The sequence below is a fragment of the Mesorhizobium sp. M1227 genome (genome assembly GCF_040318315.1).
In the GTDB taxonomy this organism is placed as follows: domain Bacteria; phylum Pseudomonadota; class Alphaproteobacteria; order Rhizobiales; family Rhizobiaceae; genus Mesorhizobium.
On the sequence record NZ_JAMYLZ010000033.1, the window covers coordinates 21,205 to 44,302 of the forward strand.

Annotated in this window: 17 protein-coding genes and 6 pseudogenes; 12 read left to right on the forward strand and 11 right to left on the reverse strand. The window is 60.8% G+C overall.

The genetic code is table 11. The features are described 5' to 3' along the window. Positions 1-122: 122 nt before the first annotated feature. Positions 123-4,676, reverse strand: coding sequence for an ATP-binding protein (locus NKH28_RS27225; RefSeq protein ID WP_352833898.1), 4,554 nt, complete (start codon positions 4,674-4,676; stop codon positions 123-125). 522 nt (positions 4,677-5,198) lie between these two features. On the opposite strand from NKH28_RS27225, the gene NKH28_RS27230 reads away from it, so the two are divergent. Continuing rightward, complete coding sequence (locus NKH28_RS27230; RefSeq protein ID WP_352682123.1) at positions 5,199-5,459, forward strand: hypothetical protein; 261 nt, start codon at positions 5,199-5,201, stop codon at positions 5,457-5,459. Here the strand turns inward: NKH28_RS27230 and NKH28_RS27235 are convergent. The 5 genes and pseudogenes from NKH28_RS27235 to NKH28_RS27255 all read right to left on the reverse strand — a co-directional run bounded on the left by NKH28_RS27235 (position 5,456) and on the right by NKH28_RS27255 (position 8,887). Next, a complete protein-coding gene (locus NKH28_RS27235; protein ID WP_352980858.1) occupies positions 5,456-6,280 on the reverse strand; it encodes a toll/interleukin-1 receptor domain-containing protein in 825 nt (274 codons plus the stop codon). The two genes, NKH28_RS27230 and NKH28_RS27235, sit on opposite strands and share 4 nt — an antisense overlap. A gap of 77 nt (positions 6,281-6,357) precedes the next feature. Further along, on the reverse strand, positions 6,358-6,918 hold the full coding sequence (locus tag NKH28_RS27240; protein WP_352682119.1) for an RloB domain-containing protein: 561 nt from the start codon (positions 6,916-6,918) through the stop codon (positions 6,358-6,360). A 2-nt stretch (positions 6,919-6,920) separates the two neighbouring features. Then, positions 6,921-8,150, reverse strand: a complete 1,230-nt coding sequence (locus tag NKH28_RS27245) for an AAA family ATPase (RefSeq protein WP_352818549.1) — start codon at positions 8,148-8,150, stop codon at positions 6,921-6,923. A gap of 98 nt (positions 8,151-8,248) precedes the next feature. Further along, a pseudogene (gene dnaE2 / locus NKH28_RS27250) lies at positions 8,249-8,627 on the reverse strand (error-prone DNA polymerase); the annotation flags it as partial. A gap of 5 nt (positions 8,628-8,632) precedes the next feature. Then, positions 8,633-8,887, reverse strand: coding sequence for a hypothetical protein (locus tag NKH28_RS27255; RefSeq protein WP_352682116.1), 255 nt, complete (start codon positions 8,885-8,887; stop codon positions 8,633-8,635). A 99-nt stretch (positions 8,888-8,986) separates the two neighbouring features. On the opposite strand from NKH28_RS27255, the gene NKH28_RS27260 reads away from it, so the two are divergent. Beyond that, a complete protein-coding gene (locus NKH28_RS27260; RefSeq protein ID WP_352682114.1) occupies positions 8,987-9,673 on the forward strand; it encodes a DUF4160 domain-containing protein in 687 nt (228 codons plus the stop codon). A gap of 70 nt (positions 9,674-9,743) precedes the next feature. On the opposite strand, the gene NKH28_RS27265 is transcribed toward NKH28_RS27260, so the two are convergent. From NKH28_RS27265 to NKH28_RS27275, 3 genes are all read right to left on the reverse strand, one after another. Further along, positions 9,744-10,460 (reverse strand): hypothetical protein, encoded by a 717-nt coding sequence (locus NKH28_RS27265; RefSeq protein WP_352682112.1) that lies wholly within the window; start codon positions 10,458-10,460, stop codon positions 9,744-9,746. Positions 10,461-10,711: 251 nt separating this feature from the next. Beyond that, positions 10,712-11,176 carry a type II CBASS E2 protein gene (locus tag NKH28_RS27270; RefSeq protein ID WP_352682110.1) on the reverse strand — a complete coding sequence of 155 codons (465 nt, stop codon included), beginning with the start codon at positions 11,174-11,176 and terminating at the stop codon, positions 10,712-10,714. Between the two features lie 343 nt (positions 11,177-11,519). Further along, positions 11,520-12,491, reverse strand: coding sequence for a LysR substrate-binding domain-containing protein (locus NKH28_RS27275; protein WP_352457357.1), 972 nt, complete (start codon positions 12,489-12,491; stop codon positions 11,520-11,522). Positions 12,492-12,613: 122 nt separating this feature from the next. Here NKH28_RS27275 and NKH28_RS27280 point away from each other — a divergent pair, with 122 nt between their 5' ends. From NKH28_RS27280 to NKH28_RS27315, 8 genes and pseudogenes are all read left to right on the forward strand, one after another. Continuing rightward, complete coding sequence (locus tag NKH28_RS27280; protein ID WP_352980859.1) at positions 12,614-13,081, forward strand: ATP-binding cassette domain-containing protein; 468 nt, start codon at positions 12,614-12,616, stop codon at positions 13,079-13,081. Then, positions 13,081-13,741: pseudogene (locus NKH28_RS27285) on the forward strand (amidohydrolase family protein). Before NKH28_RS27280 ends, NKH28_RS27285 begins: the two are co-directional and overlap by 1 nt. A 35-nt stretch (positions 13,742-13,776) precedes the next feature. Continuing rightward, entirely contained in the window at positions 13,777-14,529 is a 753-nt protein-coding gene (locus NKH28_RS27290) for an SDR family NAD(P)-dependent oxidoreductase (RefSeq protein WP_352453729.1), read from the forward strand. Positions 14,530-14,548: 19 nt separating this feature from the next. Continuing rightward, positions 14,549-15,388: a transketolase gene (locus NKH28_RS27295; protein WP_352453734.1), complete on the forward strand. Its 840-nt coding sequence runs from the start codon at positions 14,549-14,551 to the stop codon at positions 15,386-15,388. Continuing rightward, positions 15,385-16,407, forward strand: coding sequence for a transketolase family protein (locus NKH28_RS27300; RefSeq protein ID WP_502895560.1), 1,023 nt, complete (start codon positions 15,385-15,387; stop codon positions 16,405-16,407). The genes NKH28_RS27295 and NKH28_RS27300 overlap by 4 nt, the downstream gene beginning before the upstream one ends. Positions 16,408-16,513: 106 nt before the next feature. Continuing rightward, positions 16,514-16,798, forward strand: a pseudogene (locus NKH28_RS27305) (transposase); the annotation flags it as partial. 71 nt (positions 16,799-16,869) lie between these two features. Continuing rightward, positions 16,870-17,025 (forward strand): annotated as a pseudogene (locus NKH28_RS27310) (ATP-binding protein); the annotation flags it as partial. A 266-nt stretch (positions 17,026-17,291) separates the two neighbouring features. Next, a complete protein-coding gene (locus tag NKH28_RS27315; RefSeq protein ID WP_352453730.1) occupies positions 17,292-17,648 on the forward strand; it encodes a hypothetical protein in 357 nt (118 codons plus the stop codon). A 138-nt stretch (positions 17,649-17,786) separates the two neighbouring features. On the opposite strand, the gene NKH28_RS27320 is transcribed toward NKH28_RS27315, so the two are convergent. Then, positions 17,787-18,740 carry a glycosyltransferase family 10 domain-containing protein gene (locus NKH28_RS27320; protein ID WP_352881705.1) on the reverse strand — a complete coding sequence of 318 codons (954 nt, stop codon included), beginning with the start codon at positions 18,738-18,740 and terminating at the stop codon, positions 17,787-17,789. A 561-nt stretch (positions 18,741-19,301) separates the two neighbouring features. Here NKH28_RS27320 and NKH28_RS27325 point away from each other — a divergent pair. Next, positions 19,302-20,425: pseudogene (locus NKH28_RS27325) on the forward strand (site-specific integrase). Between the two features lie 242 nt (positions 20,426-20,667). On the opposite strand, the gene NKH28_RS27330 reads toward NKH28_RS27325, so the two are convergent. Further along, positions 20,668-22,335, reverse strand: a complete 1,668-nt coding sequence (locus NKH28_RS27330; RefSeq protein ID WP_352980860.1) for a tannase/feruloyl esterase family alpha/beta hydrolase — start codon at positions 22,333-22,335, stop codon at positions 20,668-20,670. 185 nt (positions 22,336-22,520) lie between these two features. On the opposite strand from NKH28_RS27330, the pseudogene NKH28_RS27335 reads away from it, so the two are divergent. Further along, a pseudogene (locus NKH28_RS27335) lies at positions 22,521-22,812 on the forward strand (integrase); the annotation flags it as partial. Positions 22,813-23,098 lie beyond the last annotated feature (286 nt).

Below are 23,098 nucleotides of genomic sequence, written 5' to 3' on the forward strand. Positions count from 1 at the left end.
CGGGCAGCGAAGGCTTGAACCAGCACAAACCAGACCTGACCAAGTGCGCTCTATTTATTCCATCTGGGTCCAGACATCGAACCCATCTTAGCCGAGCTGCACACAACTGTGCTCGCGGCGCGTCAACGATCCTTGTCCGATCTGGCCGCGTTCTCTCGGTCCTTGAGAAGTCGCGTACGGAGCTGGCGGGCCTCGACGACAAACTCATAGGGGAGCGTCTCAAAGACGCCCTTGAGGCTGACCGGATCGTTGCGCGCCCAGAGATAATAAGGATCGACGATTTCCATGATTTTTACCAAGCGAGCCCATTGGATAGGTTTCGGCGAATCGAGCAGCCGATCGCGATGCAATAACGCGGCCGTTTCAAGGTGACGTTGACGGAGCGCCACGCGGGCGGCATCGCTTACGGCCGGCAGAGTTTCGGCTGCGAGTTGATCAAGCCAAGGTACCATCACAGCCGAAGGGATGACGGTGGCTACCTGAGCCGCCAAGACTCGGTCCTTTGAGCGCTGCGAGTTCGCCAGCGGGGCGAGTAGCGCTGCCAGCCTATCGCCCCCCAGATGCAGCCGAAGACGCCGCTCGAGTTCCAATCGAAGGGAAGGCTTTGCGTCTCGGTAGCGGAGTAGGAGTTCCGAGCCGGCGCGATCTGGGTCGATCTCAAGCATCAGGTCGGCCGAAGCTGGTACCTCGTGGCGAGTGAGCAAGCGCTGCGCGGCGAAATAGGCTTCGTCCGGATCCTCATTCCGCAAATAGCGAATGGCCGCGATCGCGTTCCCGCGGTCAAACCCCGAGTGGCGGTAAGCCGCGCGCAGCAGCTCGTCTCGAGCCCGGCTGTCGCCCGCCTCGGCCAGCAGTCGCATAAGCCCTCCGTCAACGATCAGGTGCCCGTTGGTCCGCGAGCGCCGCAAGAAGCTGACGACCGCAGCCCTGCCCTCGGGGTGGTCGATGAGCGGGCGCAGGTAACCTTGGCCCGACCATGATGAACTCCCTATGTCCTGCTCCGAGAGCCAGTCAATAACGGCGCGCCGGGCATCTTCGTCTCCGTGTTCGCCGAGGTAGGTAGCGACGAGGTGTGCCTCCTGGTGGATCTGCCCGGCAATCATCTCGCGCGCCAGCGGAAGCACTCTGGGCGTGTAGAAGCCCAGCGCCCGAAACGACGCCAGTATCCTGATTCTGATTTGGCGGGAGGTCCCTGGTTCCAGGAAGGTTGCGACTAGGCGGGACGCATCCTCCGCGGCTCGTAGGAAGCCAGTCAGAGCTGCGGCAGTGTCGAGAGATTGTGCGTCGCCAGCTGCGAGAAGGTTCGTGATGCGGAGGCGGAGCGCCGAGGTGTCCCGGCCGTTCGACGAGCGCATCTCCGCAGCATTCAAATAGATGGGGGAGCCGGTTCGAACCATGCTTTCGATGTGCGCGTCGCAACCGTGTACGGCGAGCGCTTCCATGTACAGGACCTGGCCAACGGACTGGGCGTCGGGGTCCACCAGGGCTGCCGACAGCGACCTCGTGACGGCGTGTGCCTCAGACCAGCGGGCGGCGATAAAGCCATCCTGGCGACCAAAGGTATTGGGTCTTGCGAGCTCGGCCACCACCAAGTCATCGAACCCCGGCCCAGCGATCATCGCCAGAATGCGTTCGCAATGGCCGCCGGTCACATCGCGCGTCATATCGATGCGGCCGCGACGCCGTGCAGCGAACGTCAGCAATTCGGCCTCGAGCGCCGTGCCGGCACGACTTCTCAGTCTGTCGAATTGCCAAGGTTCACAGAGGCGAGGAAGGAAGTCCAAGGGGTGATGCAGTCGCCCCTCCTCTCGGTTGGGATTTCCGGTCCCGTTGAAGACACGGAGCCTTTCGGTGAAAGCGTCGAGAACTTCGTCGAGCGTTTCGGCATTCATCGCCTCGGGTCTGTTGCGGTAATAGAAGATGAGCTCGGTCGGTGGATCGTCGCTCCTGCTCGCACGCATGCGGATCGCGTCAGCGAGGCCCTTTGGATCGGCCGCTGCCAGTAAGTCGAACCACCAATTGGAGGCTTTCCAGCCGTAGAGGTCGCTGCCCTCCGCCAGCTGCCGCATGGCATCGCTTGGCGCTAGCCGTGCGCGGCTTCGCAAGATGCGCTCTGGCATCCACTCCTGCGCACCGGTCCCGGCTGCGTCAAGTACCGTACTCAAGGACGTTTCGCGGAAATGGCCTATTGCCTCTACGAGCGCTGCGCTCGAGGACGTCATTAGGGCCACCAACCGCTCGCGATGCCTGTTCCAAATCGCTGACGCCGTATCTCCGTCAACCGATTTCTCATCCTTGAGCCGCCACAACAGCTGGTCGATCGCCGTCACGTCCGTTTCGGCGGCCAGCTTCTTGTCGAGCCACTCCGGGGCTGCGGCAACGGCGATGCGCAGCGCATCGGAACTCAACTCCCGCCGGATAATCGCGAGCGACCGTACCTCGACATCCGATGTGGTTGCGGCCTCGTCGTAGGCGGCCGTGCGCGCAAGGTGCTCGCCCCAGATCGAGTCAAGCGCTCTCGGAGCCGGCACCATGCGGGCCGCCCGCACTCCAATGTCGACGATGCGCTCGACGCCCGACGTGATCTGGCGCTCGATCAGGTCCTCGACGGGCTGGGCATCCGCGACTGCGATGCTGGCGAGGGCGAATGGAAGATTCCTCAGGATTTCCGTATCACCCTCTTCACCGAGCTCGTGGGCGGCGAGATATTCCAGGGCGGGAAGGATGCGCGGGCCCAGGCTGCCGAAGCCGTTTGTCCACTGATCCTCGGCATGGTCTTCCGGGTGCATCCGCGCGATATGCTTACGGATGAGCATGGCAACGAACTCGGGCTCGCTCTGGCCAGCGAGCAGCCACAATGCGTCGAAGTAGACATAGCCAAGACGCGTGCCGATCGCTTCGCCACTCTTGGTTCGCAGAACGTCGATCGAGGCAAAACGGGCCTCGGCTTCCGTCGGAGACAATCCATCCTCCAGTATTGCTTCGACCAAAGATTCCGCGACCGCCCAGTTGAGCATTCGGTCCGCGGCGAAAGCGATGCGGTCGGCTACCACGCGCCGTAAAAGCCCGACCTGCTCAAGGCGCAGGATTGCGGGATCGTCGAGCCCCGCGGCCCGCATCTCGCCGATACGCCAAGGATAGTGGCTTTGCCCTGTCAGGAGTTGGCCGGCCAGCGACCTCAGGCAGTGTCGGTCGCTGGGATGGTCGAATTGCTCGCGGGCATCCAGGCTCGCGTAGTCCCAATAGGCGTTGAACAGCTGATACTCTGATACGCCCGCCCAAGCATCGCGTTTGGGTAACTGAACAATAATGCTAGCGTGCACCGGCTTCAGAAGCAGTTCGAAAACATCGTCGGGCGTGGTCTCCAGCGCCGTGGCATGCCCATGTACGGTTAGGAAGCGGCGCAGTTCGGCACTCCGGAAATTGCCGATCTCAATGATCTGCAAATCTTGGCGAACCGAGCGGATCGCCTCGGTAATGCGCGGCTGGGCCGAGATGACGATGCGCACACCATGTTCGTGCCACCTGGCTCGCGCGAGCCGCTCCGCGAAGGTCCGATCCTGCACGTCATCGACATAGAGGGTGAGCCACGTCCCGTCGGCGCGACGGAGCGCCTCGCGCAGGCTTTTGGCCATGACCGCGATCGGCGCGAGATCCGGATGCGCCGGTTGCCAGATCCGCTCCGCGATGAAGTCGAGAACCTCCTCGATTGTCGCGGGCGCGCGCATGAGGATAGCGAGCTCGCCGCGATCGATCTGCTCGAAGGCGAGTTGTGCGAGTGACCAAGTCTTACCCTGTCCGGACTCGCCCGAGAGGACGGCGAGATCGGCCACGACATCGGGCAGAGCTCGACGCACCTGTAGTTCAACGGCGTAGCCGATGAGGCGGGCGTCCTCTTGCAGATGATTGCCGAGCAGCGTCGGCAAGGACTGGATATGTGCAAGCAGGCGGTGCGCTCGCGGACTAACCAGGGCGAGCAGGTCTGCGGACGACAGCTTTGCCCCATTCGTTGCGAGCATCATCAATTGGCCAATCAACTGATGGCGCTTGTCACTCACGTGTTCGCCGGGCTCGATGAGCGGGGTAAGCACCTTGTCGATCTCGTCTTGGGCCGCCGCTGGATTGAATACGTGGATTTCAAGCCGATCGAGCAGATGGCGCAACTCGGCGGTAACCTGGTCTAGGCCAGCAAATTTCGCGAGGCGTCGCTCAAACTCTGCCGTCGTCAGGCGTTCAGAGCCCCATCGATGTGGTTTGCCAGTAGCCCGCCCGCGCGACGCGATGTAGCCCTGAAGCGTAGCAAGGCCGGCCCCGTTGTTGGTGACGAAGCGAAATGTCTGGTCGGCAGCGATATGAACCGCACGCAGCAAGTCGGGAAACACCTTTGAGGCGACCTCACTGCTGGACCATCTACCCCGGCCGGTGCGCATCTTCACCTGTTCGACGATGTCGCGTGGTCCGCGAAGAAGCCTGTGGTCCCCGCCGTCGGAGGGTTCGAGATGCAAAATCATCTGGGCGCTGCCGTCCACAGGCGAAAGCGCGATGCTCATCTCGAGGCCGAGGTGAACGCTCCGCAAGATCTGCACGAGAAAGCCGGCGATCGCGCGCCGGCCCGGCGTTCCCGCGTCAAGGTCGATGGCAAGCGAGGCCGCGATCTGAGACGCCGCGTCGTTCATTGTGTTGGCTTCCTCAGGCCCATTCCATGATCGAGCGATGATTCGCTCTCAGAAGCAGCCTAGCCATCGGTGCGGCAAAGGCGAGGCGGAAGAAGGGACCTGGCAGTTGAAGCGGGCGGAAGCATCAGTCTACTTCGCGCCGACGTTTTTGTCCGCATTTCCAAGCCCGACGTTCCTGCACCGCAGGACCAAACTGTGAAACTCCCGCATAGCAAATGGGCTGACGGGAGGGTCCACAGTCTGGGACGTTCAAGGTTGATATCGAGCCTTCGGACCGATGTTCACGAACCTCGTCCCGAGGATGCGGCGTGAGCGGGTCGATGTAAGTCGTAAATGGTCTCCGCCTTCGTTTGGGTTAGACAAGATCGGATTGAATCGGTGTCGCCATTCTCGAATGGCAGCTCAAGAACGGACGGATCCGCGAGGCTGCCAAGTGCCAAGCCTATCTCATCTACCGACCTGATGTGATGATACAATCTCGGCGAGTGGCTCGATCTGGCGTCGTTCATCCTCTCCGACATTGTGGAAGACCCCACGCCGTCCGAGCGTGGGCGGCGCGGTCTCTACAACGACATTCTGAAATGCGTGGCCGAACTCGAGCGCCGCGGCCTCACTGTATTGTCGGGCGTCATGGAAGCGCCGCAACCGGGGCTGCCTGATTGGAAGGTGGCCATTGTCTCGGTGACGCCACGTCTGACCGATCCCGGCGCGCCCAAGCGCCGCCACGTCATGGTCGACCGCCGCTGCGTGGCACTGCCGCCGAATGCGCTCGCTGACGGCTAGGCAATGAGCGCGGCGCGCTCAGCGATGAATTGGGCAATCTGAGCCGGTACGAAACGGCGCGCATCGACATAGCCATCGGTGCGGAACACTCCATCGACGGCGCCATCGTCCACGCGCACGAACATGACGCACTGATCTTCGCGCCCCATGATGATTTCGCGGATGGCACGGAATTCGACGTCACACCAATCCTTGCGCTGATAGTCCTCGCCGAGGAAGACAACGATCAGCTTGGACCGATTTCGGTAGATGTCCTGCAGGAGGGTGTCCAACGAGGGTCGCGCAAGCTGGGACACGTAGTTGTTGTCGTAGAAATAGGCATTGGGGCCGACGCGTGCTTCAAGCTCGCGGGCGACCTGCTCGACCAGTCCGCGCGCCTCACCAGGGAAAGAGAGGCCGACATCGAAAGTGTGCCGCGTGATGTCGACGGCCCTCCCGGCCTGCTGGGTCCATGACGGCAGCACGATGCCGCGTGCGGCATGGAGTTCCTTGGGCAGGTTGACATTCTTGACCGCCCAATGCGTGCGGTTCATTTCCCAGTTGCCGATATCGAGCTCGAAGCTGAGGGCATCGAAATCGGCCGCCACCAGGAACGGATCTACAGGGATGATCTCGTATTCGATCCGCACTTGGCCGCGGCGTACGGTGACCTCGCGGATGATGCCGAATTTGGGGTCGAGCTTGCAGCCGGCTTCGTAAGCGAAGATGGAAGGCAGACGAGTCAGTTCCTTCAGCGCTTCCTCGTCCAGGGCGCCGAACTGCTGGGCTATCTGCTCGTCGGTGTATTCATGGTGGCGAACGCAGCGGCTGGCGTCGAGCACGCAGGGATCGCCTTTCTACTGATCTTCCCATCCGGATACGAAGAGGTTGTACATCGGCGTGCTTTCAAGGTGAGGCGTCAGGGCAGAAGCCCGACATCGTGGAGGAAGGCGGCGAGCACGGGCTCGACTGCAGCGGCCCGGCGCACATCGGTAAGGCCGATGCGGCGCGCCAGCAGGATCTTGGTCATGGGTTTGTCGTACTGAGGCCAGGCACCACGCAGGGCGACTCCCGATGCTTGCGTGGTCGGCGGCCGATGCTGGGCGAAGCCGTTGAGGTGACGCAGCAGCAGCGCCTCGTGGCAGGGGTCCTGCCAGATGAGACGGATGTCCAGCTGGTTGGCGAGCTGCTCGGCCTGTTGCCGACGTTGGTTATCGTTCTGCACCTGATCGATGTCGAGGAGCACTGCCCGACGCGCGAATTCCGAGCGGCGCCGGCGTCTCCGCTCGATCTCTTGTGCGGCGCGGCGCAAGCGGGAGGTGGGGTCACCCGCGCCCGGGCTGAGGTTCACGACTTCGAGGTGAACCGGACGGCCGGCGGCCTGCAGCAGATCGTTGAGCAACTGCCCATAGGCCTGTTCGGATTCCCCCTCGCAGCCCAGAAAGATCGGCGTTTTCGGTCTTATGGTCGGACGGCGCATCCTCATCCAACCTGGGGGACTGCGCCGTACACGCCGCCGAGATACTTCTTGTAGAGATTGTCGGTGCGGCGAACGGCGCCAACGTCCATCAGGCTATACACCTGTGACCGGCCCCGGCTGTCCTTCTCGCAAAAGACCACCTCTTCCTTGGCGAGATCGTCGAGCAGGGACGCCGAGTGGCACGTCATCCATAGCTGCGCGTCATAGGGGTTGCGTTCCGGGTCATAAAACCAGCGGACGATCTCCGGCAGGATCAGCGGGTGGATCGACTGATCCAGTTCGTCGACAAGCGCCACCCCTCCCTGCTGCAGGGCGAGCAGGATCAGGGGGAAGATGCGGATGAAGGAACGCGTCCCGTGGCTCTCGAGGCCCCAGGGCATATCCACATGCAGACCCTGATGCCGAAACAGTGCGACCGGTCCGGTTGCTGCCTGCACGATCTGCATCTCCTCGACACCGAGGTCGATGCGCTGCAGCTCCCGGTTGAGCGCCGCCACGACCGGCGGGTTCTGCGCGAGGTAGGTGATCACGGCCTGGTCGCCAAGATCGGTGCGGTCGATCAGGATGTTGCGATAGACGGCGGCGGCGGCCTCGAGGATGACCTTGGAGGCCTGGTGTTCGAAGAGTGCCAAGGTCGCGATGACGCTGGCATCCTCCCTTACCTTGTCGACCACCTGCGAGAAGCCGCTGAGCGGAAAGATCCTCGATCCCTGGACCTTACGGTCGGCATCCCGCTCGAAGACGCGCTGCCACTTGCCCTGGCCGTTGTTCTTCATGCGCAAAGCTTCGTGGGTGACGGTCTTGATCACGCCATCTGTGGGTTGCAAGTGCAATTCGTAGCGGAAGGTTCCGACATCGTCGGCGACGGCGATCTCCTCCGCGCTGCGTTCGGCGCCACTCAGGTCGAGCAGACCGCCCAGCTCGATCGCGAGCCGGATCGGACGATTGGCGGATTCCGCGTCGTTGAAGCGCTCGAAGGGAAGACCGGGACCCTTGTGCTGGAAGCTCTCGCCGATGAACCAGCTCACGAAGGCCAAGGCACGCAGCACGGTCGACTTGCCCGAGCCATTGGGCCCGAACAGCGCAACCGCCTTGGCGACACGCTCTTCCGAGCGCGGGAAGATCGAACCAAATCTTTCCGGCAGATCCGGCACGTTCTTGCCGATCCTCAGGTCGAGGACCTGTGGATCGCGGATGGAATAGAAGTTCTCGATTTCGAGGCGGTACAGCATTCGCGCAATATGGGGTGCCGTATTCGTATTTTCAACCGAAATTTGTCGATTATACGTTTTAGTCAGCCAAAATGCTACCTGAAGTCGCGGGTTTTGACTTTGATTGGCTCCACCTTCAGCCTGGGATCTACGATATCGCGTGGCTTGATCCTCGGCAGCATCGAGATCTGCGCGCGGCTCTCGATCTGAAAGACCCCAATCGTGTCCGCCTTGCGGATCATGGCGTAGGTCGCGGGATCCTCGGCCGGGTGGCGAGGTGGAGCGTGAGGCCCCCTCGGCCAGGAGATCGAAGCTGCGCATCATGCAGGTGAGCATGCCTAGCGCCAAAACATCCACCTTCATGAATTTGAGAATGTCGATATCGTCCTTCTCCCATTCGATGACCTGCCGATCGGCCATGAGCACCGGCTCGATCGGCACCAGCTCATCGAGGTGGTCGTGGGTCAGGACGAATCCACCGGGGTGCTGCGACAGGTGATGCATCAGAGGATCCGGCCGCGCTTTCGGGCGGCGACACCGGCCGCCCACAAGGTGGCGGCCGCTCCGTCGATGGCCCCGTTAGCGCCGCTGGCGACCTCATGCAGCGCCCCCAGCGCAAGCCCTCCTCCCAGCAGCACGCGAGCGATTTCGGGGACGCCGAAGAGTAGGATCTCGCGCCGGCGTGCAGAGCCGCTTTCCAGGCGTGCGATGCGCCCCCGAAGTTCGCGCAATTCACGACTGTTCGAGGACATGGCCATGCCCGTCGCGCTCGGCTCCGTTTTTCGATATGTTCTATCTTTGTTCCCGTGACGGAAGAGTCAATTGCAGGCACAGTTCAGATATGGAGTGTTGATCTGATGACCGACGAATTGCCGAAGTTTTCCCGCGTGGAGCTTGCGCTCGGCGAGCGTGTGGGAAAAATCGCCGCGCCCATGATTAACCAAGGCATGGCGCTCGAAGAGGCCCTGACGGGCGCCTACCCGATAGCAGCGAGGCAACTCATCGACGCTGGTGAAGATGCGCAGGAAGTCGAGGCGGCTCTGGCTCGTCAGCTCGCCTCTCAAGGGGTCCTGCCCGAGCAAGAAACCTTAGAGATTTCAAAGCCGCTTCACGCCGCGCTCATGGAGAGCTTTGAGGACGGACTGATCACGCTGCCCGAAGGGCCGGTCCGTCTCGACGAAGTGACGGTCAAGGCGAACACCGGCTTTAAGATGGTGCTCTACCCGAACGAGTCGCAGCACGCCGGCTTTCCCCACGTGAAGGTCCAACTACAGGATGGCGACATCAATATCTCAATCGAGGAAGAACCTCGCGTCGTGGCCGGCAAGCGCAGCCTTCGCGGCGAGGCTGCTGCCCTTCGTGCCGTGAAGGACCACAAGAAGAGCCTGCTCGAGGAGTGGCACGCGACCCGGCCCGACGACCAGAAACTTCCGAAACCCGCGAGCTCCGCACCGCCAAAAGCGCCAAACACCGCTGCACATAAGGTCGCGATCGCGGGCGGTTCATCGCATTCCAACCCATGGCGACCGCGATGGACTCGGTGAGTTCTTTCTTGCAAACAACCGGATCGTCCCCGTCAATTTTCAGCAGAACGCGATAGCGGGCGACTAGTCCTCAGGAGCTCACGTTGCGCCCCCAGAAATCAGCGCTGAAATTGTTCAGCCGGTCATCGTCACCGAGCCTAACCTCAAACTGACCTGGAATGCCCGCTCCGTCACGGCCCGCCCGGAAATAGTCGCGCACTGACCAATGAGCCAACCGCTCAAAGTGCTCCCGTTCGTAATGCAGGTCACTCTCACGGTTCTCCGCAAGCTTCCTGGCGCTCGGCTTTCGCTTAGGCTTCGGCTGAGCGAGTGCAAGACAGTCCAAACGGGGCCGGACCTTGTGCTTGAAGACAATGGACCCGGAAGTCCATTCATCCCCGGTCGCCCGGCGCCACCGGTAGCTGACGCGAACCTGCATGTTCTGGGTCAGACCAAATGGAGGCATCGTCGGATCGTAGACAAAAAATAGCTGGCTCTCGCGTTCCTCGACCTCCATGCGTTGCTTTATCTGGGCGAACGCAAAAGTCAGATCACTGCCGGCCTTGTGAGCGGAATATAGCGTCTCTTCGCGCTTCTTGGCCGACTTCGCGATCCTATACGCCGCAAGCGCTCGATCGAAGTACCGAAGCTTGGTGGCCACGTACTCTCCGCAGTCGTAGAGTGGTAGGCTGCTGAGTTTTCCGAGGTGCTCTGAACTGATGGCCTGATTAACCAAGTCATGAAGCTCGCTGCTGTTAATCGCGCCGATGGCCTGCTTCTCGCGGTGACTTAGGTTTATCAGCCCCATCTGGCTCTCCGTCCGCATAGATCACACCGTCACGTTCAACGCATTTGAGGTATCTGACAACACTCTTGTACGAGAAGGGCGCCCAGAACATGGCTAAAGGTCAGATGACACCTTGTGCCACTATCGTCCCTGACCCGATGAGGTTGAGAGCCCGTCAACCGGCTGCTGCGCTTCATCGCCACGCACGCGCAGGTACCCTGCCACCGCGCACCGATACCGAAAAGTGAGGCCTTGTTTGCCTTCTCCCCTTGCTACCGCGTGGCCCGGCGAACGGCCCGGCGGATGACCTCGCTCGAATCTGGATCGGGGTGCTCGCCACCGCCTTTCCATTCATCAGAAACCAGCCATTCTTCAAAGTAGAATAGCCATGTCGCAATCCATGGAATAAAGGTCTGGTCCAGGCGCATCGACCCCACCCACTCATGCGCTTTGGGCAGGTACAGGCAGAGTCGGAGTGGATCACGGTAGACGTGCGGTAATTTTCTCTCGCCACCAAGAAGCTGAATGTCCGGTTCCAGCACGACAGCTTTCGCTGATCCGCCTCGCTCATAGCTCAGACGGACGCGATATTCCCGACTCAACGGCGTGGGACGAACATGACATTCCCAGGTCAAGCCTTTTGTATTCAACGCACCGTCGCCCGCACAAATCGGGTTCGCTCGCAGGAACAAGAATTGCTGTGCGGGCGTGAGATCAGGACGGGTTGACCAGCTCATTAATCACCGAAATCGCTACAAGGGGCTGATCGGACGTCGCCTGCGAGCCCGCTCCTTTTCGGCTCAGCAGACCGAGGTCGCCATCGGCTGCGCCGTGCGCACGCCCGGAGTCCGTTCGCTGCCCGGCAAGGCCGACATAGCATGCGGCATCAAAGAGCTGATTGTGCCTAATGCCACATTTGTGCACCAACGCCTTGTGGCGCGGGCAGCCACAGGCACAGGCTACGCGGAAAATGAAAAGCGGGGCCAACCCATTCGCTTGCACACAGCCTGCGTTTTGCCAGCTCCTCAACCGCAACGTGCTGTCAATCTTCGTCTTGCCATGTCTTGAACGCCGAACTGTTCACGCCATTGGCGCCGCTTTGTCATCCCGTGCCCCGAAATGAGGCCGTCGTTCGAACGATATGCGCAGTTGCTTATCCGCCAGAAACCGGCGAGCCAGATCGGTGTCGCGCTTACCCACGCGTGACACCCAGTCCGAAAACAGGCGAACCGCGCGCCGGTTCATATGCCGCGAAGGACAGACCAGCCAGTATCCCGGAAACTCGATGACCTCGAACTCTATCGAGACCGGAACCAGAGAACCCGACACCAGGTCCTCGAATGCGATGGATGTGCTTTCCAGGACCACACCTGCACCGTCCTTCGCCAGTTGAACCGACATTGACGAACGGTCGAAACGATAGGGATACGTCATGCGGGCGCCCTGGATACCGTTGCACGGCAGCCAATAATCCCACCGGAAATAGGCCTTCACACTGTCGATCAACCGCGCATGGCGAAGCTGCTCGCGCGGATCCGGTGAGATCGCGCGCAGTTCGGCAAGATAGGAAGGCGAGCACATCGGCAGGATCAGATCGTTGACGACGCAATCCGAATAAAGGCCGGCCCAGCCGCCGTCGCCATAACGAAGATCAAGATCGATGACCTCCGTTTCGAAATCCGAGAAATTGGGCGTGGCGTCGACGCGCAAATTCCAGCTCGGATAGCCCTTGCTGAACTCGGCCAACCGCGGCGCCAGCCATTTCTCGCCGAAGGAAGGACTGACGCGCAGGCTAAGCTGGAAGCTTTCGCGCTGCCGCACAATGGCATTACGCACCTCGCGTATGGATTCGAAAGCCTGGGTCGTGGTCTGGAAGAGCCGCTCACCGTCGATCGTGAGCGAGAGATGGCGCTTTTCGCGCTGAAAAAGCCGCACCCCGAGTTGGTGTTCGAGCAGCCGCAGCTGCTGGCTAACCGCCGAAGGTGTCACCTGCAATTCCTGAGCGGCCTTTGCCACGCCGCCGAGCCGCGCGACTGCCTCGAAATGCGTCATCGAATTGAACTTGATGTCTGACCTCGTCCTCGTCAGTTAAGCTCAGCTACACAGAATGTTAAGAAACGAAAATTGAGCCGAATGTCAATCGGTCGCACAGTGGTCCCGGAAGGAGATACAGGATGGAGCCGAGTTCAACCCAAAGCTTGGGTAGCGCCGGCAACGTGCCGGGAGTTGGACAGGTATTGACCAGGAAGCCCCTGATCGAAGCTGCGAATATCGAGAAGAGTTATGACGCAACCCGTGTCCTGCGGGGTGTGAGTTTTCAGGTCCGGGCCGACGAAATCCACGCGCTCCTGGGCGGCAGCGGCGCCGGCAAAAGCACTCTCATCCGCATCGTCACAGGGCTGACCTCACGCGAAGCCGGCGAGATTGGCTTCGCCTCGTCGAAGGCCGACCACAACAGCCCGATCATCGCGGTGGTGCATCAGGAGCTGGCGCTGTTGCCCGAGCTGTCCGGTCGCGGAAAACATCGGCATTGTGCATGCGAGGTCGGGCTGGTCGCAGATCAGCCGTCGCCGCACGCGCGAAACTGCGCTCGGAGCGCTCCAGCTGATCGACCCAGCGATCGGCGAAGCGATCATCGATAATGCCGGCACGCAAATTGTCCCTCCACGAAGGCCAGATCGTCCGGATCGCTCGTGCCCTTTCCACCGGAGCCGAAGTGCTGCTTCTCGATCCCGGCGATCCGGTTGGGGAAACGCGCTGGCTGCAGGAGATCGCCAACAAGCGAGGCTTTCCGCATGGCATCGTCGGCTATGCCGACCTGTCCCAACCCGACGTCGGCGACCTCCTCGACCGCCACATGGAATATCCGAACTTCCGCGGCATGCGGCAGCCGATGAATTATCATCCCGACCCCGCCAAGACCTATCTGGCGCGGCCGGAGGTCAGTCGTACGCCCGAATGGCGGCGCGGCTTCCGGGAGCTGGCGAAGCGCGGGCTGAGCTTCGACCCGCAGCTCTACTATCCGCAGATGAGCGAGTTCCTCGAACTGGCGCGCGACTTTCCCGACGTGCAGATCATTCTCAATCACACCGGCATGCAGGTCGACGGCGCCGAGCATCGAGGAGGCGATCGCAGCCTTCGGCGTCGGCCGCTCGATGTTCGCGACGAACTTCCCCGTTGACAAGCTGTTCTCGAGCTTCGACGCCATTTTGAACGCCTTCAAGGAAATTACGATCGCCCACCCGCACGAGGAGCGGCTCGCGCTGTTCCATGACAACGCCGCCCGGTTCTACCGACTTTAGATCGCCGGCAAACAGAAATAGCAGGAGAGTTCGACTTGTTGCTGAAGGGCAAGGCCGTGGTGATTTCGGGGGCCGCGGGCCCCCGGGGAATTGGCCGCTCCACGGCAGCGCTGATGGTACAGCACGGGGCTCGCGTTGCAATACTCGACCTCGATGACGGGCAAGCGCGTGACGCCGCTGCGTCGCTTGGACCCGACCATATCGGCCTTGCGTGCAACGTCGCGGACCTCGACGCCTGCAAGAGGGCGGCGGCGCAAGTGACAGAAACCTTGGGCAGGATCGATGTGCTCTGCAACAATGCGGGCGTCACGCAGCCGGTCAAGACGCTGGAGATCAGCGCGGCTGACTGGGACCGCATCCTCGATGTCAACCTACGCGGCGTGCTCCATCTCAGCCAGGCATTCATCCCGAACATGCGCGAAAATGGCGGCGGCTCGATCATCTGCATGTCGTCAGTTTCGGCCCAGCGCGGCGGCGGCATCTTCGGTGGCCCGCACTATTCGGCTGCCAAGGCGGGTGTTCTGGGGCTTGCCAAGGCCATGGCGCGCGAATTCGGTCCCGAAGGCATCCGCGTCAACTGCATCACACCGGGCCTGATCCAGACCGACATCACCGGCGGCAAACTGACCAACGCCATGCGCGCCGACATCATCAAGGGAATCCCGCTCAGCCGGCTGGGCGAGGCGCGCGACGTAGCCGGCGCCTATCTCTTCCTGGCTTCCGATCTGGCCAGCTACATCACCGGCGCCGTGATCGATGTCAACGGTGGGATGCTAATCCATGGCTGAGTGGACAACGGAGCTTGAGATGCCTCGCGCTGGCAGCAATGTCAGCCTGGCCGAACGAGCCTATCGTATCCGCCGACACGCCGTGCGGATGGGTCAAGTCCAGGGCCAAGGTTATGTTGGACAGGCGCTGGGTGTCGCCGACGTGCTTGCCGTCGCCTATTTCCATGCGCTTCGTTACCGGCCGGAGGACACGTTGTGGGAGGGACGCGACCGCTTCCTGCTGTCGATCGGACACTATGCGATCGCGCTCTACGCGGCTCTGATCGAAGCGGGCGTGCTGCCGGAGGAAGAGCTCGAAACCTATGGCAGCGATGAAAGCCGTATGCCGATGTCCGGCATGGCGCCATACACGCCCGGCATGGAGATCACCGGCGGCTCGCTCGGTCACGGCCTTGGCATTGCCGTTGGCATGTGCATGGGGCTGACGCGCAAGCGAAGCGACAGTTTCGTCTACAATCTTTTGTCCGACGGCGAGCTCGGTGAGGGCTCGACCTGGGAAGCCGCGATGTCGGCCGCCCACCACAAGCTCGACAATCTCATTGCCATTGTCGACTTCAACAATCAGCAGGCCGATGGTCCGTCGACGGCCATGCTCTCCTCCGAACCGGTGACCGACAAGTTCGAGGCGTTCGGCTGGCATGCGCAGCGCGTCGACGGCAACGACATCGAGGCGGTCCGCAAGGCCTTCGACATGGCGCGCGGCCTGAAGGAACCTCGTCCGCGTGTGATCGTTTGCGATACGCGCATGGCCAAGGGTGTGCCATTCCTGGAAACCCGCGACATCACGCATTTCATCCGCGTCGAACCGCACGAATGGACGTTAGCGCTCGAAGCTTTGGAAAAGGGACGTCCGCGTTGAGGTTGTCAAAGTTCGCGCCGCGCCACGCCGCCAATGCCGGTGAGCGCAAGACCACATCGGCGATGATCGCGTCGATCGCGCCCGATGGCGTACCGACACGCAATGCGCCGTTCGGGCACACACTGGCCAGACTGGCGCACCAGCGGCCCGGGATAGTTGGCCTGACGGCGGACCTCGCGAAATACACCGATCTCCATGTCTTCGCACAGGAGCATCCGGACCGCTTCTATCAGATGGGCATGGCGGAGCAGGTGCTGATGAGCGCCGCCGCCGGCTTGGCGCGGGAGGGTTTTACGCCCTTCGCCACCACCTACGCCGTCTTCGCATCGCGACGTGCCTACGATTTCATCTGCATGGCGATCGCCGAGGAGAAACTCAATGTGAAGATCGTCTGCGCCTTACCGGGGCTGACGACCGGCTACGGCCCCAGCCACCAGGCGACGGAGGACATCGCGATTTTCCGCGGGATGCCGAACCTGACGATCATCGACCCTTGCGACGCGCTCGACATCGAACAGGCCACGGAGGCGATCGCGGACTACAACGGGCCGGTCTACATGCGGCTTTCGCGCGGTAAGGTTCCTGTCGTGCTCGACGAAGACGACTATACATTTGAAATCGGCAAGGCGCGAATGCTGCGCGAGGGCGCGGACGTATTGTTCATTTCCAGCGGCCTGATGACCATGCGCGCGCTGGAGGCCGCGAAGGCGCTTGAAGCCGACAGGATCGGCTGCGCCGTTCTGCACGTTCCGACGATCAAACCTCTGGATACGGAGGCGATACTCGCTGCCGCGCGCCGTTCGGGACGGCTGGTGGTGGCGGCGGAGAACCACACCATCATTGGTGGCCTTGGCGAAGGCGTTGCCGCGCTGCTGATGCGCGAGAGAGTGACCCCAGTCTTTCGCCAGATCGCCCTGCCCGACGAGTTCCTCGACGCTGGCGCGCTGCCGACGCTTCACGATCGCTACGGGATCTCAACTTCCGAGCTCGTGCGCCGCGTCCGCATTTGGAGCGAATGAGAAGTAAGAGCTCTCCCCACACAACAGTTGAGTCATCGACCTTGACCTTGCCCCTCTTATCTAATCCGGTTTGAAGTTCGTTCTGGCCCATCGAGAGGACCAGGACATGAAACGTAGCCGCTTCTCTGAAGAGCAGATCATCGGAATTTTGAAGGAATGAGGCCGGGGTATCGGTTGCCGATCTGTGCCGCAAGCACGGGGTCAGCGACGCCTCGATTTACAACTGGAAGGCCCGCTTCGGCGGGATGGATGTCTGCGAGGCTCGGCGACTGAAGGCTCTGGAGGACGAGAACACGCGGCTGAAGCGGCTTCTGGCCGACGCCATGCTCGACAATGCCGCGTTGAAGGATCTTGTGGGAAAGAAATGGTGACGCCCGCGGCCAAGCGGAAACCTTTCCAGCGACCAGATCGATCAACTTCAACGCCGACTGCAACGGACCAGGCGATCAAGGAAAGGTGCATCATGAAGCATTCGCGGAGCCGACAATAGCCGACGCCATTCTCGACCGGATCATCCACAACGCCCATCGCATCACCCTCGAAGGCGACAGCATGAGAAAGCAAAAAACACCGCCGCCCTTGACCGGCGCCGAAAACGGCGAAATCAATCGCAAATGACTTCAACCAGGCAACCGAGCGCCGACCCCATCCTGCTGTCCGCGAATTAGTGAAACTGCTGTCCGCGATTTAGCGGAACGACTGTCCCGTTTTTGCGAAATACGCACGTCCGACGCAGCTTGCGTTGACAGAGGCGGTTTTACGCGCAGTTGCAATAGCACTTCCGCCGGCCTATTTTTGTGGAGTTCAATTGTGGTTCGGCCAAGGGCGCTTTGGGCGCCGGACCGGCCCCGTGTAAACCTCATTAAAGAGAGACGAACCCTGCCATGGAAGAATTCTTATCGCGCATCGCCACTGGTGCCGGCATCGGCCCGGCTCTCGCAGAGAAGGCCGTTGGGTTAATGCTGGGTTTCCTGCAACGCCACGCGGCCGACGGTCCCGTTGCGCGCATGATCGCGGCCATTCCCGGAGCTTCGGAATTAGTGGCGAAGTATCATGGCAACGACCCAGAGGGCGGAGGCGGCCTCATGGGGCTCGGCCAGCAATTGATGAGTGAGGGTCTCAGCATTCTAAAGATCGCCGCCATCGCCAACGAGACGATCGCCTTCGCCAAGGAACATGCCGGCGACGAACTCGTGGACGAGGTCCTCAATTCCGTTCCTGGCCTTCCCCAGTTCGTCTGATCAGCGGCAGCCGGGGGCGCATGACCTCGTGCGCCCGTGCCGGCCCGTCTGCGCAGGTAGGCATTCTCCGCCGAGCGCTCCGTACCGATCTCGCCAGACCACCAACCGCCGGGCACGCGAAGCGAGCGTTGGAGTACTTCATTCGTCTGTCCCAAAATCGACCGCAGGCGAACCGATGTGTATAACTTCCGGCGGTAAGGGTTTATCGTGAACGCTTTCGATGAAGCCCGCGAGATAAGCAAACGTATTGTATTTCTCAAGAACCAACCGCTTCGCCTCTTGTATTGCGCCGCGACGCTCCTTCCAGAGGTCCGAGTCGATGATTTCTTGAATTTTTTGGATTACGTTCTTGTCCTCTGGGTCAATCAGAACCATTGAGTCGGAAGGGAAGAACCTCGTGATTGCCGGGCTGCCGTAATAGATCGGCATTGTTTCAGCAACGAAGCAGTCCATAAGCTTCTCTGTAAAATAGTAATCAGCACGAGTATTCTCGAAAGCTATACTGTAACGGTACGGTGCGAGTGCGTCCCATTTATCTCCAATCAGCCGAAAACCTCGGCCGAACAGGTCAAAATCGAGCTCCTCTCTCAGCCGTTCCAGAAACGCCAGCCGATATCGATGCCCTTTAAGCAGGGCGATGTTACTGGTAATCCATGAGAGCCGAAGCGGCTTGTCCACGACTTCGCTGACCAGAAGTTGGTCATATGTCTTTGTTACAGACCAAGACCGAGTGATAGGTGGAGACAAAACGAATCGGCGCTCTGCATTCTGCCGAGCAGCCAGCTCTGCGTCAGACGTCAGGACGATGGTATTTTTCCCTTGCCCTTCATGAAATGCGCGATGAGCTTTCGTCGGCGGTTCGCCGATTGCAAAAATTGTCCTGTTTGGACTCGCCTCGATATCAACAGGGAGCCCAAAAATAGAAGCAGAGTTAAAGACAATATGCCAATCGGGCGCGAAGGATGTCCTGCGTACAAAAGCGACATTGTTCCAGATTCCACTGCCCTTTGGAGTGAGATGGTGGATTGCATCATCCAAAACGCCCCAAGAATCCAGACATGTAGCAACAATGGGCGCCGGACGTTCCGTCAACAATTTGGTCGACAAAGCAGTTCCACCCCATTCACTTCCGTTGGACCGGGAGCAACTCGTGCATCGGGCGCAAGACCTCTCTGCGCCTGAAATAGCTCGCGATCCTGATCGGTATCAAACACACGATTCTGTGCGACTTCGCGATTCTGTGCGACTTCGCGATTCTGTGCGACTTCGCGCCATTCGACAACTCATCTCTAAGACCGCGGGAATCCCTTCACTCGTGAAGGTACTCAATCGCCATTTCGGATTGCGGTAAGATTGGGCAGCATAAACCTTCCGGGACCCGCTGTCGAGGCAATTGTCGCTTTGCACCTAACCAGGTTCTTCCTCACTTTGTGTGGTGATCAGGCCGGTTGAGTGGCAGCATGCGTGCCCTCTAAAATATGGAAGTTGACTACATTCTTATTATTTATACGACCAGTTTAGAGGCGGCTCGCCTCTCACAGGCGACGTTTGCAGCGGCGACGGCAGATCGAGATATTGGCGGGTTGATGCCGGGGCTTTGTCCGAAATCTGTGGTCCGATTTCGGACGAAGTGACGGTCAAGATGTCCGAAATATGCTACGAATTTCGGACAAGCTTCACACACAAAGCGCCGCGGCTTTGCCCGACATCATCGATATCGTCATGCAGATGGGCGATGCCGACCTAGCCTCGTCCCCTCCCCTTCCAGCCATTGCCAATCCCAGCCTGCCTGCGCAGCTTGAGGCGCTCGCCGGCCGCGCGCGCGATTATATCGAGGCGGCGAGTTCGGCCAACACGCGCCGCGCCTACGCAGCCGACTGGAAGCATTTTTCGAGCTGGTGCCGGCGCCAAGGCATCGAGATGTTCCCGCCCGATCCTGAGGTCGTCGGGCTCTATATCGCCGCCTGCGCGTCAGGTACGGCCACTGGCGACAAAAAGCCCAACACCGTTTCAACCATCGAGCGCCGGCTTTCGTCGCTCTCCTGGAATTTTGCCCAGCGCGGCCAGCCGCTGGACCGCAAGGACCGGCATATCGCCACGGTGATGGCTGGCGTTCGAAACACCCACGCCTCCCCTCCCCGGCAGAAGGAAGCGGTCCTGCCCGAGGATCTGATCGCATCTTCGAGACCCTCGACCGCGGCACGCTGCGTGGTCTGCGCGACCGCGCCATGCTGCTTTTGGGTTTCGCCGGCGGCCTTCGCCGATCCGAAATCGTCGGCCTCGACGTCGGCAGGGATCAGACCGAGGACGGGCGCGGCTGGGTCGAGATTTTTGCCGATAAGGGTCTGCTTGTCACATTGCGCCGCAAAACCGGCTGGCGCGAGGTCGAAATCGGCCGCGGCTCCTCCGACGCCACCTGCCCTGTGGTCGCTCTGCAGACCTGGCTAAGACTGGCGCGCATTGCGCACGGACCGCTGTTTCGGCGCGTTGCTGGTCAAGGCAGAGCCGTCGGTGCCGATCGCTTGAACGACCAGGAGGTCGCACGCCTGGTCAAGCGCACGGCGCTCGCCGCCGGCGTGCGCGGCGATCTGTCGGAGGGCGAACGGGCCAAGAAATTCGCCGGCCACTCACTGCGCGCCGGCCTCGCCTCGTCGGCCGAGGTCGACGAACGCTATGTGCAAAAACAGCTCGGCCATGCCTCCGCGGAGATGACGCGAAATTATCAGCGCCGGCGCGATCGTTTCCGCGTAAATCTCACCAAGGCGTCCGGGCTCTGATGCCCCCGTTTTGTCCGCTGGGATGAGGCGGTCAGATCTCAGGCGATAACAATTACCTCATCGAGCACAGCGAGCGCTGTGTCCAGACTATCGGCGGCCGACGCTTTGTAGTCAGGCATGATCATCAACTGCGTTATGGCACGGCCCACAAATTCCGGGTTTAGCTTTTCCAACCGATCCTTGGTCCGGGAGACCTGTTCCGGGAATGCGCGCAGATTGAAGCGAACAAATGACGAGGTCTCTTATCCCCGACACGAATAGCTCGCGATCTCATCGGGATTTCCCTTACCGCCATAGGCAGCTTGAGTGGGATAAGCGCAGATCGGCTGGTGCTTGCCGGGGAATGCCTTGCTGCCAGCCGCGAGAGAATCCGGAGCCTTGTCTTGGTTTATCCAGCCCTCGATGGCGGCCAAAGGATCAAAGTCGTCGAAGGCTTGGCCATCGCCGCAGTGGGTCATCCCCGGGATTATGAACATGCGCACGAAACGGCGAGTCGCTTCCAAATCGCCGCCGCTTGTGACCTCGACGACTTGCTTGTACCAGCGCACCAGATCGTTGGCTGAGAAGACCGGATCGGAAAGTCCCTGAAACAAGAGCAGCTTTCCACCGTGGGCAGCGAAGCTGGCGAGATACGTGCCGGTCGCATCATTGAGCTTGGCCGTATCCGCAACGCGTGCCGGATCCTTGTCGAAGTCGAACTTCAGGGGGTCAAAATTCGGCGCCGGGGGCGTCATGAAGTAGTATTGAAGCGAGCGGGCTCCCAGAACGATGTTATTTGCATCCGACTGGGAAGTGGGGGAATTGCCCAGCTTCCACATTCTCCAGTCCGCGCCCGCAACGCCCGTATCATATGGCCAATCGCTGTAAAGCTTTTCGCCATCGGAGCTTTCCGGACCCGCGAACGCGCGGCTCATAGCCTGCACTTGACCAGCCGTGAGGCAGCTGTCCGTCTTATCGCCTTGGCAGGACAGGACCTTTGGGTCGAACCGGCACTGCTGCCAGGCGTTGATGACGCCATCCTCAATGCCATCGCGAGCATCACAGGCAGCGAGAACCGCCTTGGCGACGATGTTCAGATCCTGCTGGGAGAAGGCGCGGGATAGAATGGGATGGCCGGCCTCATCCTTGGGAGCGATGCTCATGTACTGGCGAGTATCCCAGGCTTCGGCAATGTTGGCGGCACTGAGACGAAAACCCGGGCTACCTGCAACAATGCCGTCGAACTCGAGCGGATATCGCTGAGCCGCTATCAACGCCTCACGACCGCCATTCGAGCATCCCATGAACACCGACTTTTTCGGAGCCGCCCCATAGAACTTTGCAATCACCTGCTTCGAGACCGAAGTGACTTTGCCAATGGAGGCGTACGCAAAATCAATGCGTGCGGCTTGATCGACCCCGAAAGCCGGATCGGGGCTTGGGTGCCCGCCATCCATGCTTACAACAGCGTAGCCGCGCAAGAGCCCGGGAGCCGCGGTCGAGTTCCGGCAAGGAATGGTCCCGACGGCCGGCGCCAGGAAGCCATCAACTGCGCCGCCGCCCTGGAAAAGGAACATGTCGTTCCAGGTCGTCGGAAGACGCACCTCAAACCGGGTGCCATATGATTGACCATCGACCCCCTGGCGTTTCCCGATAACACCTCGGACAAGGCAGTGCCCGCCCACTTTTACCGCCTGAGGCGAGGCGCCGGTGAATGCAGTGAAGGGATCTGCGGGGATCTCCTGCGGCTTTTGAAGGCTAGCCTCGGTAAAGATCACGCTTGGAATTTTGAGCTTGGCGATGGACCGGCACGCCTGATCCGACGCGTTTGCCGCCAGTGCAGGCGCACATACAAATATGATCGCCAACATCAGTGCCAGCGTGCACCCGCGGTCCCGCAGCTTGAGCCCGTTAGCCAAGAACATACCCATCCTCCCTGGATGCGCCCGATAGCCCGAAAGCTGATCGCATTGGTAGCTAGTTGTGAGCTTTCAGTAGCTTGTCCATCCGGTCCGAACCGGGAAAGCTGAGATTGTCGAAGCTTCAGTGACTCCAGGGGGACCGGATGAACATCCATAAGAATACCGGTCTGACGCCGCTCGGTCGAGAGCGGATTTTTTGCGCCTGGGCGCGCCGGCAGCACCTCGGAGGTGTTGCCGCCTGATCCGCAGACCGTCGGCCTCTACATCACGGCCTGTGCATCCAGAAAGGTTACAGGAGACAAGAAACCAAACTCTGTGGCGACGATCGAGCGCCGTCTCTCCTCCCTGGCGTGGAATTATACGCAGCGTGGCGAGCCGCTCGATCGAAAGGACCGCCATATCGCCACCGTGCCCGCCGGCATCCGTAACAGCCACGCAAAACCGTCTGTGCAGAATGAGGCCATACTTCCCGAAGACCTGATCGCCGCTGGAGACGGTGCTCCGCAAGACCCATCAGGTCGCCCCAGGCCAGAGCAACCGGCTCGTCCCCGGGGAGGACGAAACGGTCGACCACTCCGCTTGTTCGACTTGTGTTCGGGCGACTATCCCGGCTTCTATGCATCGCGCTTCGGCGCGGCGAGCTTTGTCCAACGCGCCAAGCCTTTGAACCGAATCGCTGTAGACGGAAGTCGCGGCGAGCTTCGCGTTGTTGATCGGAGCATCGAACCAGGCGTCGTATCCGCGGTATCCACCCCATCGTCTGTCGCGCAAT